Genomic DNA, 12,951 nt, shown 5'->3' with positions numbered 1-12,951 from the left:
ATGTTTGAGACGTTGATCCTGACACTTGATTCCACGGTCCGCCTGTCAACGCCGCTCCTGCTTGCCTGTCTGGCAGGGCTTTATTCCGAACGTTCGGGGATCGTCGACATTGGCCTGGAAGGCAAAATGCTTGGCGCGGCCTTCGGCGCCGGTGCGGTCGCCTATATCACCGGCAACGCCTGGATTGGGCTGATGGCGGGCATTGCCGTATCGATTGGCCTGGCGCTCATCCACGGATTTGCGTCCATCACCAACCGGGGCAACCAGATTGTCTCCGGCGTTGCCATCAACTTCCTGGCGGCCGGTTTGACGGCCCTGCTCGGACAAACCTGGTTCAGCCAGGGAGGGCGGACGCCGTCGCTTCAAGGGGATGGCCGCTTCCGCGACATCGTCTTGCCGGGCGCTGAGCAAGTGCGCGATGTGCCGATTATCGGCCCGATCTATGCCGAGCTTTTGTCCGGTCATAACATCCTGGTCTATGCCGCCTTTGTTGCCGTGCCTGTGACATGGTGGGTGCTGTTCCGCACGCGTTTCGGTTTGCGACTTCGTGCGGTGGGTGAAAATCCGGCCGCCGTGGACACGGCCGGTATTTCGGTGACCTGGCTTCGCTACCGGGCCGTGATTGCGTGCGGCATTCTCTGCGGGCTTGCGGGCAGTTATCTTTCGATCGCTCAGTCTGCCGGTTTCATCAAGGATATGACCGCCGGTAAGGGCTTTATTGCGCTTGCAGCGCTGATCTTCGCCAAGTGGCGGCCGGCGAGCGCGATGTTCGCTTGCCTGCTCTTTGGGTTCCTCGATGCAACGGCGATCCGCATGCAAGGACAAGAGGTTCCGGGCATTGGCGAGATCCCGGTCCAGTTCTTCCAGGCGCTACCATACATCCTGACGGTGATCTTGCTTGCGGGCTTCATCGGGAAAGCGATCCCGCCGAAAGCTGCTGGTATTCCGTATCTGAAGGAGCGGTCATGAGCGATCTGGACAAGCTGTTCGAAGCCGCCAAGGCGGTGCGCGAAAAGGCATATGCTCCTTATTCCAACTTTCTGGTCGGGGCAGCATTCCGCACTCCGGATGGGACGATTTTCACCGGCTGCAATGTGGAGAATGCATCCTATCCTGTCAGCGTATGCGCTGAAGGTGGGGCAGCCAGCGCCATGATCGCCGCCGGTTACCGGGAAATCGAAGAAGCGGTCGTGATTGGCGATGCGGCCCTTTGCACTCCATGCGGCATGTGCCGTCAGCGGTTTGCGGAGTTCGGAACTGAAAATCTTGTGGTCCATGTTGCGGACCTCAATGGCATTCGCCGCAGCTTCACACTTGATGAATTGCTGCCGGCGGCATTTGAACTAGAAGACAAGAAGGACTGACCCACCATGAGTGGTTATGGCCGTGAGTGCGCGGATATTGTGCGCGCCGCCCGCGAGGGCTCCTACAAAATTGGTATGATTCTGGGATCTGGGCTCGGAACCCTGGCCGAAGAGGTCGAGGATGCAGTCCGCATTCCGTATGCCCATCTGACCGAGTTTCCGGTGTCCACGGTAACATCGCATTCCAGCGAGCTGGTTGCCGGCACACTTGCCGGGGTTCCGGTGGTCATCTTGTCTGGCCGCGCGCACTATTACGAAGGTGGCGATCCGACCGTCATGCGGACACCAGTTGAAACCTTGAAGGAGCTCGGCTGCGACATCCTGCTTGCGACCAATGCAGCCGGATCCTTGCGCGAAGATGTCGCTCCCGGCAGTCCGATGGTCATTTCGGATCATATCAATTGGTCGGGCAAAAACCCGTTGATCGGCGAAGAAGACGAGAAGCGGTTCCTCGATATGAGCGCGGCTTATGATCAGGATCTCCGGGCGGCAATGAAAAAAGTTGCCGAGGAAACCGGCGATCCTGTCGCAGAAGGTGTCTACATGTGGTTCTCCGGCCCGTCATTTGAGACGCCTGCCGAAATCCGCATGGCCAAGATGCTGGGCGCAGATGCGGTCGGAATGTCGACCGTCCCGGAAGTCATCATGGCCCGGTTCCTGGGGATGCGCGTCGCAGCGATGTCCATCATCACCAACTATGGTGCTGGCATGCAAACCCATGCCTTGTCGCACGACGAAACCAAGTCCGTTGCGCTTACTGGCATGGAACGGATGAAGCAGCTCGTCCGCGCATTTGTGAAAGAGGTCGGCCAATGACCGATATGATTGAAACCGCCAAACGGGCCCTTGGCCTGGTGGATTTGACCAACCTGAATGACGATTGCACGGCTAAAGATATTACGGCTTTGACAAATCGCACGGTAACTCCGCATGGCGCCGTCGCTGCCGTATGCGTGTGGCCCCGTTTCGTAGCGCAGGCTGTCAAGGAACTCGCCGGCACTGGGGTCAAAGTTGCGACAGTCGTTAACTTCCCGGCTGGCGGTGAAGACACGCAAGCCGTGGTGGCTGAAACGCGCCAGGCGATTGCCGATGGTGCGGATGAGATTGATCTCGTCATGCCTTACCGGACCTTTGTTGAGGGCCGTAAAGGGTTCGCAGAAGAGCAGATCATTCAGGTCAAGGCCGCGATCCCAGAACCCGCCATCCTGAAGGTTATTCTCGAGACAGGCGAGATCAAGGATCCGCTGCTAATCCATGCCGCTTCCAATGTCGCGATTGCAGCGGGTGCGGACTTCATCAAGACCTCGACCGGTAAGGTTGCTGTCAACGCCACTTTGGAAGCTGCCGAAATCATGCTGACAGCCATCGAAGAAGCGCGGCGGGACAACGCTGAGCGTGTCATCGGCTTCAAACCCGCCGGTGGGATCAAAACCACCGCGGATGCGGCTGCCTACCTCGCGCTTGCAGACAAGATCATGGGACACAACTGGGTGTCCGCTTCAACCTTCCGTTTTGGCGCGAGTGGGTTGCTCGACGCCCTCACGGCAACGATAGACGGCAAGGACGCCGCAGTGGGCGAAGGATACTAAGAATGCTGCCACAAGAGCTCATCCGGAAAAAACGGGACGGCGGTGCGCTGTCCTCTGAAGAGATAGCGTTCTTCGTAAAAGGGCTTGCCGACGGTTCTGTCACCGAAGGTCAAGTTTCCGCCCTTGCCATGGCGGTCTTTTTCAAGGGTCTCACCATTGATGAGCGTGTCGCTCTGACGCTGGCGATGCGCGACAGCGGCGATGTTTTGGACTGGTCCGACATTGAAGCTCCGGTCCTTGATAAACACTCCACTGGGGGGGTGGGTGACAACGTTTCGCTGATGCTGGCTCCGGCACTTGCGGCTTGCGGTGCAGCCGTCCCGATGATCTCCGGCCGTGGCCTCGGTCATACCGGCGGGACGCTCGACAAGTTCGACAGCATTCCGGGCTACAAGACCCAGCCGGACAATGCGCTTTTCAAGAAGGTCGTGAAGGAAGTCGGCTGTGCCGTGATCGGTCAGACTGGCAATCTCGCTCCAGCCGACAAACGTTTTTATGGCATCCGGGATGTGACCGCGACGGTCGAAAGCATTGACCTGATCACCGCGTCCATTTTGTCCAAGAAACTGGCAGCGGGTCTTCAAGGGCTTGTGCTCGATGTGAAGTGGGGCAGCGGCGCGTTTATGGCAACGCTGGACGAAGCGCGCGCGCTCGCCGAAAGCCTTGTCTTGGTCGCCAACGGCGCTGGCCTCAAAACCACCGCTCTGCTCACCGATATGAATGAGCCGTTGGCCTCTGCTGCGGGCAATGCAATCGAGATGCAGAACGCTGTCGATTTCCTGAAAGGGACTGCTATCGACAACCGGCTTTGGGACGTCACCGTCGCGCAAGGCGGTGAGCTACTCGCAAGCGGCGGCCTCGCACCTGATGCCGAGGCTGGGTGTGATATGATGCGGACAGCTTTTGAGAGTGGCAAGGCGGCAGAGAAGTTCGCCGAGATGGTGAGCGCGCTTGGTGGGCCTGCCGACTTCATGGAGAGGCCGGAACTCTATCTTGCGAAAGCCAATTTCGAGGCACCGGTCTATCCGTTTGAGGACGGCGTCGTCACGGAAATCGACGCACGTGGTGTCGGTGTTGCGGTTGTTGCGCTTGGCGGCGGACGTAAAGCGGCTGCCGATGTGATCGACCCATCCGTTGGTTTCACAAACCTTGCAGGCGTGGGGAATTCGGTTGACGCAGACAGTCCACTTGCGATCGTGCATGCCCGCAATGAAGAAGAAGCAGAAGCGGCTGCGATCGCATTGCGTGCAGCCTACACCGTCGGTTCAGCAAAGGACGTCATGGATCGTCCGAGTGTTGTAGAGCGCATCGCGCCGTAACCGCGGCTGGGGCCGGGAGCAAAACTCGGCCCTCTCCGGCAGAACCTGTCGGCAACAATAATGAGGAGATGCTCATGCCCCGTGCGATCTTGTGCGTACTGGACAGTTTCGGGATTGGCGGCGCGGCGGATGCGGACGCCTTTGGCGATGTGGGATCGGATACCCTTGGCCACATTGCGCAGCATTGCGCAGCGGGGAAGGGCGACAAGGACGGCCTTCGCTCTGGTCCATTGTCGGTCCCGAATATGGACAGGCTCGGGCTTGGTGCGGCCGGTCGTCTGTCGACCGGTGAAGAGGTCCCGGGTCTGACCTATTCTGGAGATCCGGAAGGGCTTTGGGGCTATGCGGCCGAGGTCTCGAACGGTAAGGACACCCCGTCCGGGCATTGGGAAATCGCGGGCGTGCCGGTCCGGTTCGACTGGGGCTACTTCCCGGAAACAATCCCGACTTTTCCGAAAGAGCTGATTTCCAAGATCAGCGAAAAAGCCGGATTGAATGGAATTCTGGGCGACAAACATGCTTCCGGGACCGAAATCATTGCAGAACTCGGTGAGGAGCATATCAAGACCGGGAAGCCGATTTTCTACACCTCGGCAGACTCGGTTATTCAGATCGCCGCCCACGAAGAGCATTACGGTCTGGAGAAGCTCTATGACCTTTGCGAAATCACGCGCGAATTCGCGGACCCGTACAACATCGGCCGCGTGATTGCGCGACCCTTTCTCGGCGACAGCGCTGATACCTTTGAGCGCACGGCCAACCGCCGCGATTATTCCGTTTTGCCGCCTGAGCCGACGTTGCTTGATCGGCTGACTGCTCATGGTCGGACGGTCTATGGCATTGGAAAAATCTCCGACATCTTTGCGCATCAGGGTGTTGCCAAGGTTCTTAAGGGGGCTGGCAATGATCAGCTTTTTGACAAGACCCTTGAAGCCATGGATCTGGCGCAAGATGGCGACATGATCTTCGCCAATTTCATCGACTTCGACTCCCTTTATGGGCATCGCCGCGATGTTCCGGGATATGCAGCGGCACTGGAGCACTTTGACGGACGTCTTCCGGAAATGATTGCCAAAATGCGGGAGGGTGACCTCCTAATCCTGACGGCTGATCACGGATGCGACCCGACCTGGCGCGGGACGGATCATACCCGCGAACATGTTCCTGTGATCGCCACGGGACCGGGCATTGCGGGCAAGGGTATTGGCGGGCGTAAGACCTACGCCGATATTGGGGAGAGCGTTGCGGATCATCTTGGGATCGACCAAGGCCCGCATGGAACCAGTTTCCTGTAAGAGAAGGACAGCGGACGACTGTGGCCCCAAAAGGTAAGGACGAGACCCTCGCGGTCCCAAAGGTCGAACTTCACTGCCACATTGAGGGGGCCGCTCCTCCGCGTCTCGTTCGTCAACTCGCTGATCAGCATGGCGTCGATGTCTCAGAGGTGATCGACGGCAAGGGGCAGTACGTCTGGTCCGATTTTACCTCTTTCCTAAAAGCCTATGACACGGCCAGTTCCGTCTTCAAGACACCGGCTGACTATGCCCTCCTTGCCGAGACTTATTTCCGGATGCTTGCAGCGGAAGGGGCGATCTACGGCGAGATTTTCATTTCGCCCGATCATGCTCAAGCCGCCGGTCTTTCCTACCGGTCCTATGTGGAGGGCCTCGCTGCCGGGATCGAACGGGCAAAAATCGATACGGCCATAGACGGCCGGATGATCGCAATCGGTGTGCGGCACTTCGGGACGGCCTCCGTCGAAAGAGTCGTGAAGGAAGTGATTGGCAATCCACATCCCCTGGTCACCGGATTTGGCCTCGCAGGAGATGAACGCTCCGGACATCCCGCAAACTTTTCCAAAGCGTTCCGTATGGCAGCCGATGCCGGGTTGGGAACGACAGCCCATGCGGGGGAGTTTGGCGGACCGGAAAGCATTACCGCAGCTCTGGAGTTCTTGCGGGTTAAACGTCTTGGCCATGGCGTCCGGGCCATTGAAGATCGGGATCTTGTGAAACGGCTCGTCGACGAAGACGTTGTCTTGGAAGTGTGTCCGGGATCGAACATCGCGCTTGGCGTTTATTCCGTCTTGCGCTTTCACCCGGTGAACATGCTTCGAAAAGAAGGCGTCAAGATCACCTTGAATTCCGATGATCCGCCTTTCTTTGGCACAACGCTGGGCAAAGAGTATTCGTCTGTTGCGGAGACGTTTGGCTGGACAAGAGACGATCAAATGGAGATCAGCCGGACGGCCATCATGGCCGCGTTTTGTGACGACAGCACCCGCAAACGGTTGCTGACCCGGCTCGACAGCGCAAAGATTGGCAGCTAAGTACGCCGACCATGACCACCAAAGCCCAAAACGACAACGGCCTGTTGGAAACCTTCAAGGCCGAACGCGTTCGCTTAGTCGCGAACAACCTTCTGGATCGTGCGCTCGCTGATAAATTGGATCATGTGAGCGTGGACATCAGCAAACTGGATCAAGCCTTGATCCAGGTTCTTGAAATCACCAAGCAGACCTATCCCGATTTCCAGATCCCGCCCTACGGCGTCTGGCGTTTGTTTGAAGCAGGGGGCGTTGATCGGTGGAGCGCACTTGCGTCGGCGCGAAACTTTCAGTCGGCGGATGAGCTTCTTGCAGCGGCATCGGACTTGGCAATTGTCGCGGCCTACATGGATGTGCACACACCTCAGGGCTGGTCCTACGAAGACACGATGGCTGGAACCGAAGTCAAAGGCCGTGAGGCCGCGGCATTGGCGGTCATCAACATGTTCGCCGCAGGATCGTTTTCCGCCGATCCTGTCGATCCTTTCCGGGTTGATGCAGACGCTTTGATCCGTCTTGAAATCGAAGAACTGGCCAACGGACTTCAGCTTAGCGTCGAGCAGGAAGGTGATTTCTTTAAACTCCTCCAACGCCACTTGAAGCGGTTCGGTGAAGCGCTTGCCTTGCGGCCGGATCTTTTCGGCGAAGGTCAATCCACGCGTCCGGGAAACCTCGTTGTAAAGGTTGGTAGCGAAGGATGGGGGTCGGTCGATGCTACCGTTCTGCTCGACCGTTTGCTGCAAAGTTTTGCTCCGCTTTGGGAGGGCGGTGCCGCCGAGGGTGACGTATCGTTCGGAGACACTTTTGCGCATCCTGTGAAGGCCAATCCAGAAGATCAGAACATTGTGCCCTTTCATCTGACCGCCCAGAGAATGGTCTATTCCCTCGTGGAGCCGCTGGCCTGGGCCGGATATGAGGTGGATGAGCTTGATACGCTGACAGGACCGGGCGATGCAGAACACGCCGGATTGTTCGTGAGCACCGGTGTTCTCAGTATGAAATCCGAAACTGACGACGTGTCTGATGATCAGGCATTGGACCGGCAAACGGAACTACGCGCTGTCACGATTGCGTTGACGGACAGACTCGCGGCCATGCTGCGCAAGGAGTTGGATGTTGAGCAAGAGCAATTGCCTTTCTCCTGCATTTTGGAAGGGGGAACCAGCCGGGCTGGAGCCGCGATAATCTCCGAAAAACGGGAATTGCGGGAAAAACTGGAAAAAATCATGAACCCGGGCTCTATTTTTTGGTTGCCGTTCGGGGCATAGGTCCACAACATCAAACAAACGGAAGACCGCCCGCTATCGGATGCGGCCCACACAAAGAGAGGCAGATATGTCCGGAGCAAATGTCATCAGCCATCCGCTGGTCCAGCACAAACTCACCATCATGCGTGACAAGGGAACGTCAACTCAGGGGTTCCGGCGTCTATTGCGCGAGATTTCGACGCTGCTGTGTTACGAAGTGACCCGCGATCTTCCGCTGGTTCGCCAGACCATCGAAACGCCGCTTGCCGAAATGCAGGCACCGTCACTGGCGGGCAAGAAGCTTGTATTTGCATCCGTCCTGCGCGCCGGTAATGGTCTTTTGGAAGGTATGCTTGACCTCGTGCCGTCTGCACGCGTCGCCCACGTCGGCCTTTATCGTGATCCGGAAACTCTTGAGCCGGTCGAATACTATTTCAAGGCTCCGGAAGATCTGAACGAACGTCTCGTGATTGTTGTCGACCCAATGCTGGCGACCGGAAACTCGGCCATCGCAGCTGTCGATAAACTGAAAGAACGCGGCGCAAACAACATCCGGTTCCTGTGCCTGCTGGCATCTCCTGAAGGTGTGGCGAAATTCAACGAGAAACAGCCAGATGTGCCGATCTATACGGCTTCCATTGATGAGAAGCTCAACGAAAAGGGCTACATTGTGCCCGGTCTTGGAGACGCTGGTGACCGGATGTACGGCACCAAATAAATCTGACGGCTTTTTGTCTTTAAACGCGGTGCCAATGGCGCCGCGTTTTTCTTTTGTGTCAGCCGTATTGGACCGATGTTCGGGTGTCTAAATTGAACCCAGAACGCTTTACGGTGCGATAAGGTTGTTGTGATAGCGCTAGGCTTCCGGCAAACGAGGCGGCCCATGTATCGTTTTCTAATCGTCCTGGTTTTGTGCGCAGCAATTGCGCCTATCGTCCCGTTATGGGTTGAACATCAAAACAACCAGACAAGTGAGACTGCAGCTGCAACTTCAAATGCCCCTTTAGAGACCGGTGAACGCCGGCATCGGATATCGGCAAACCGAAGCGGTCAGTTTGTGGCAGACGTTCATCTGAACGGTCAGATGCATGAAATGCTGGTCGATACGGGCGCGTCTGCGACGGTTCTGCCGGTTTCAGTCGCGCGGACTGTGGGTATTTTCCCGGCAAACGACGATTTCAAACTTCGGGTCAGTACCGCCAACGGAACCACCTATGGCGCCCGGGCTATCATCGACCGGCTGCAGATCGGCCGGATCAACTTGAGAAACATTGAGGCATTGGTGTTGCAAGACAGCAGTCTGTCGATCCCGCTACTTGGCATGACGGCCCTCAACAAACTGGACAGGTTTGACATTTCGAACGGCACCCTAGTACTGATCCAGTAGATTTGTCTTTGCTGTCACAATGGCCTCCTATACACCAATTAGATGCCAAAGCTTTTAGAGGACTTCATGTTTCCGAAGCCAAGACCTGCCCTTACACCGAACACCTATGAATATGAAACGTTGCCGCTGGTGAAGCCAACGGGCTTCCGCGAGTACGACGCGCGTTGGCTGTTCGAAAAAGAAATCAACCTGATGGGAATGCAGGCGCTCGGTATGGGCATCGGCACGCTCATTCATGAGCGCGGCGTGCGGCCCGATATCGTCGTTGGGCATGATTTCCGCGGCTACTCCGCATCGATCAAGATGGCTGTGATCAACGGACTTCTGGCAGCGGGCGTAAACGTTCACGACATCGGTTTGGCTTTGTCGCCAATGGCCTATTTCGCGCAGTTTGCACTCGATGTTCCGGCCGTTGCAATGATCACGGCGTCCCACAACGACAATGGCTGGACCGGCGTGAAAATGGGGATCGACCGCCCGCTCACCTTCGGTCCAGACGAGATGGGACGGCTCAAGGAAATCGTTTTGGACGCGGCCTTTGATTTGAAAGGTGGCGGCAACTATCGCTTCGTCGACGGCTTTGCAGATGTTTACTTCAAGGAGCTGACAGACCGCGCAAAATTGAAAAAACCGATCAAGGTAGTTGCAGCTTGTGGCAACGGCACAGCCGGTGCCTTTGCGCCAAAAATCCTCGAAGCGCTCGGCGCGGAGGTCATTCCGCTTGATGCCGAGCTAGACCACACGTTCCCACGCTACAATCCGAACCCGGAAGATATGAAAATGCTTCATGCTCTCCGGGACAAGGTTCTGGAAGTTGGCGCGGATGTCGGTCTCGGTTTTGACGGAGACGGAGACCGTTGCGGCGTTGTTGACAATGAAGGCGAAGAGATTTTCGCCGACAAAGTCGGTGTCATGCTGGCGCGCGATATCTCGGCATTGCATCCAAACAGCCAGTTCGTTGTCGACGTGAAGTCCACTGGTCTGTTCAACACAGATCCCGTGCTTCAGGCCAACGGCGCCAAGACCGACTATTTCAAGACTGGTCACTCCTACATCAAGCGCCGGGTGACCGAGCTGGACGCAATCGTCGGCTTTGAGAAGTCGGGACACTATTTCTTCAACAAGCCCATCGGCCGCGGCTATGATGATGGCCTGGTGTCCGCAATCGCCATTCTCGACATGCTCGATCGCAATCCGGACAAGTCCATGGCAGACCTGCGCAGGGATTTGCCCAAGACCTGGGGCTCTCCGACCATGTCGCCGAAATGCGCCGACGAAGTAAAATACGATGTCGTTGACCGGGTTGTCGCCCGATTCAAGGAAATGCATGGCGCTGGCGAGAAAATTGCCGGGCAATCCATTACCGATCTGATCACAGTCAACGGGATCCGCATTGTCAGCGAAGACGGCACCTGGGGCCTCGTTCGGGCCTCCTCGAACAAGCCGGAGCTTGTCGTCGTGGTCGAAAGTCCGGCTTCGGAAGCGCGGCTGCATGAGATGTTCAAGGCTGTTGACGCTGTGCTACGCGAAAATCCCGAGGTTGGTGAGTACAATCAGACGCTCTAAAGTCTTGACTTGGCTTGAGAAAGGCGGCGAAATCCTCGCCGCCTTTTTTGTTTTCTCCAGGAGTTTTCCTAATGATCCAGGAATTCGGTGTTCTACCGGATGGCACACCCGTTGAGGAGATCACCCTGAAGAAGGGCGAGCTCGAAGCATCGGTACTGACCTTCGGCGCTATCATCCGAGATCTGAAATTTGCAGGTCAATCGGTCGTCTTGGGTTTCGACAATTTGCAGGACTATCTGGATCACTCACCGTATTTCGGCGCAATCGTCGGCCGGTGTGCGAACCGGATTGCAAATGGCAAGTTAGAGATCGACGGGCGTGCGTATCACTTGGATCAGAATGACAACGGCCATCATCTCCATGGAGGCACTCAAGGGTTCTCGCGGCGAAACTGGCAGATTGAGCAAAGCGATAAAGCGAGCGTGTTGCTCAAACTCGTGTCGGAGGACGGCGATATGGGCTATCCGGGACGCGTTGAGGTGCTGGTCCGGTACACCCTGACAGGCGCAGGTGCGGTGCGGGTGAAGATGTCGGCAACGACTGACCAGACCACTCCGGTCAACCTGGTGCAACACAGTTATTTCAATCTCGACGGCAGCGATACGATCCTGGATCACCAACTTGAGATCGCCGCAGAAACTTATGTCCCCGTGAATGATCATCTGATTCCAATTGGGGAGATCCGCAGCGTTGCATGGACACCTTATGATTTTCAGGATGGCCGGCGGCTGCGTAGAAGGTCTGGTGAAGAGTCAGTGATCTATGACCACAATTTCTGCCTGTCAAACGCGCCGAGAGACACCGTCGAGTTTGCTGCAGCACTGGAAGACAAAAGCGGTGACCGACGGATGGAAGTCTGGACGACTGAACCCGGGTTGCAGCTCTACGACGGCGGAAAGATCGATGCGCCTGTGCCTGGGCTTGCCGGGAAAAATTACGGTGGTCATGCAGGCTTGTGCCTGGAAGCACAACGTTGGCCAGATAGCGTCAATCAGAAGACGTTCACGGATGTGTTGCTGAGGCCGGGTGACACCTATAATCAGGTAACGGAATTCCGTTTCTCTTAAGATCGTTTAGAGTATTCTTCGACAAAGTGATTTCACCGGGACGGGGGCCAAATTGTGAAGACGGTTTTTTCAGCGACCCAGCTAGCCCACGCACCGGCGCAGGAGATCTCGGATGGCAGGCTCCAGCCCGCTGTCGAAATTCCGAGCAGGGCGGAAATCGTCTTGTCGACCGTGAAAGAACGGAAGGTGGGCGACGTTATCTCCCCGTTGGAATTTCCGATCCGGCCGCTTCACCGGGTGCACTCTGAGGAATATGTGTCCTTCCTTGAGCGGTTCTGGTCGCTTTGGACAGCCAGTGGCCGGGATGCGGAAGCCTTTCCCTTCGTTTGGCCGATCAGAAGCCTGCGGCAGGACACAAAGGTCGAGCACATCGACGGTCTTCTGGGGCGCTATTCCATGGATGCCGGCACCCCGCTTGGCGAGCATACCTACAAGGCTGCGCGCGCCTCAACAGATACCGCGTTGACAGCTGCCAAACTCGTGCTCGACGGGGAAAAGTCTGTTTTCGCACTTTGCCGCCCCCCGGGACACCACGCCGGGCACGATTTTTTCGGCGGGTATTGTTTCTTCAACAATGCCGCAGTCGCTGCGCAATACCTTCGGGATTACGGGCTCCACCGCGTTGCAATTCTGGATGTCGACTATCACCACGGAAACGGCACACAAGCGCTCTTCTATGACCGTCCGGATGTCCTTTTCCTGTCTCTTCATGCTGATCCGAAAGACGAGTATCCCTATTTCCTCGGTTACGCCGACGAAACGGGCGAGCATGCCGGCACCGGGTTTACCCGCAATTGGCCTCTGCCTCTAGGAACGGATTGGGAGGGGTACACGTCGGCGCTCGACGAAGCGTGCCGCTGGCTCCTGGTTTATAAGCCGGAGGCCATGATCGTTTCTCTTGGGCTGGATTGCTACGAAAATGACCCAATCTCCGGTTTCAAGTTCAAGTCCGATGACTTCGTTCGCTTGGGACAAAGGCTCGCTCGTGTTGGTGTTCCGACAATCTTCATCCTGGAAGGCGGCTATGCCGTCGATGCGCTTGGGACCAATTGTGTGAATGTTCTTGAGGGTTTTTCCGGCTAGCTG

General features: G+C 56.8%; 13 protein-coding genes. All 13 read left to right on the top strand.

Annotation, left to right across the window (positions count from 1 at the left end; all coding sequences use genetic code 11):
- The 13 genes from ACQY4Z_RS09160 (at nt 1) to ACQY4Z_RS09100 (ending at nt 12,948) form a co-directional block, all read left to right on the top strand.
- Nucleotides 1–969, top strand: a complete 969-nt coding sequence (locus ACQY4Z_RS09160; protein WP_133948830.1) for an ABC transporter permease — start codon at nt 1–3, stop codon at nt 967–969.
- Nucleotides 966–1,364 (top strand): cytidine deaminase, encoded by a 399-nt coding sequence (locus tag ACQY4Z_RS09155; protein WP_133948828.1) that lies wholly within the window; start codon nt 966–968, stop codon nt 1,362–1,364. The genes ACQY4Z_RS09160 and ACQY4Z_RS09155 overlap by 4 nt, the downstream gene beginning before the upstream one ends.
- A gap of 6 nt (nt 1,365–1,370) precedes the next feature.
- A complete protein-coding gene (locus tag ACQY4Z_RS09150; RefSeq protein WP_209172398.1) occupies nt 1,371–2,180 on the top strand; it encodes a purine-nucleoside phosphorylase in 810 nt (269 codons plus the stop codon).
- A complete protein-coding gene (gene deoC / locus ACQY4Z_RS09145) occupies nt 2,177–2,953 on the top strand; it encodes a deoxyribose-phosphate aldolase (protein ID WP_428528606.1) in 777 nt (258 codons plus the stop codon). Before ACQY4Z_RS09150 ends, deoC begins: the two co-directional genes overlap by 4 nt.
- A gap of 2 nt (nt 2,954–2,955) precedes the next feature.
- Entirely contained in the window at nt 2,956–4,272 is a 1,317-nt protein-coding gene (gene deoA, locus ACQY4Z_RS09140) for a thymidine phosphorylase (RefSeq protein WP_428528604.1), read from the top strand.
- 74 nt (nt 4,273–4,346) lie between these two features.
- Complete coding sequence (locus ACQY4Z_RS09135) at nt 4,347–5,567, top strand: phosphopentomutase (RefSeq protein WP_428528602.1); 1,221 nt, start codon at nt 4,347–4,349, stop codon at nt 5,565–5,567.
- 20 nt (nt 5,568–5,587) lie between these two features.
- Nucleotides 5,588–6,601: an adenosine deaminase gene (locus tag ACQY4Z_RS09130; RefSeq protein WP_428528600.1), complete on the top strand. Its 1,014-nt coding sequence runs from the start codon at nt 5,588–5,590 to the stop codon at nt 6,599–6,601.
- Between the two features lie 11 nt (nt 6,602–6,612).
- Nucleotides 6,613–7,866: a DUF1688 family protein gene (locus ACQY4Z_RS09125; RefSeq protein ID WP_428528598.1), complete on the top strand. Its 1,254-nt coding sequence runs from the start codon at nt 6,613–6,615 to the stop codon at nt 7,864–7,866.
- A 67-nt stretch (nt 7,867–7,933) separates the two neighbouring features.
- Complete coding sequence (gene upp / locus ACQY4Z_RS09120; protein ID WP_040451420.1) at nt 7,934–8,563, top strand: uracil phosphoribosyltransferase; 630 nt, start codon at nt 7,934–7,936, stop codon at nt 8,561–8,563.
- Between the two features lie 165 nt (nt 8,564–8,728).
- The gene (locus tag ACQY4Z_RS09115) at nt 8,729–9,232 is read left to right on the top strand and encodes a retropepsin-like aspartic protease family protein (RefSeq protein WP_209179150.1); all 504 of its coding nucleotides are present in this window, start codon (nt 8,729–8,731) and stop codon (nt 9,230–9,232) included.
- Nucleotides 9,233–9,298: 66 nt separating this feature from the next.
- A complete protein-coding gene (locus tag ACQY4Z_RS09110; RefSeq protein ID WP_428528595.1) occupies nt 9,299–10,798 on the top strand; it encodes a phosphomannomutase/phosphoglucomutase in 1,500 nt (499 codons plus the stop codon).
- Nucleotides 10,799–10,869: 71 nt separating this feature from the next.
- Nucleotides 10,870–11,865 (top strand): aldose epimerase family protein, encoded by a 996-nt coding sequence (locus tag ACQY4Z_RS09105; protein WP_428528593.1) that lies wholly within the window; start codon nt 10,870–10,872, stop codon nt 11,863–11,865.
- A gap of 54 nt (nt 11,866–11,919) precedes the next feature.
- The gene (locus ACQY4Z_RS09100; protein ID WP_428528591.1) at nt 11,920–12,948 is read left to right on the top strand and encodes a histone deacetylase family protein; all 1,029 of its coding nucleotides are present in this window, start codon (nt 11,920–11,922) and stop codon (nt 12,946–12,948) included.
- The last annotated feature ends 3 nt before the right edge of the window (nt 12,949–12,951 follow it).

Source organism: Roseibium sp., assembly GCF_965276855.1.
In the GTDB taxonomy this organism is placed as follows: domain Bacteria; phylum Pseudomonadota; class Alphaproteobacteria; order Rhizobiales; family Stappiaceae; genus Roseibium.
This window is presented reverse-complemented; position numbering and strand designations above follow the sequence as displayed.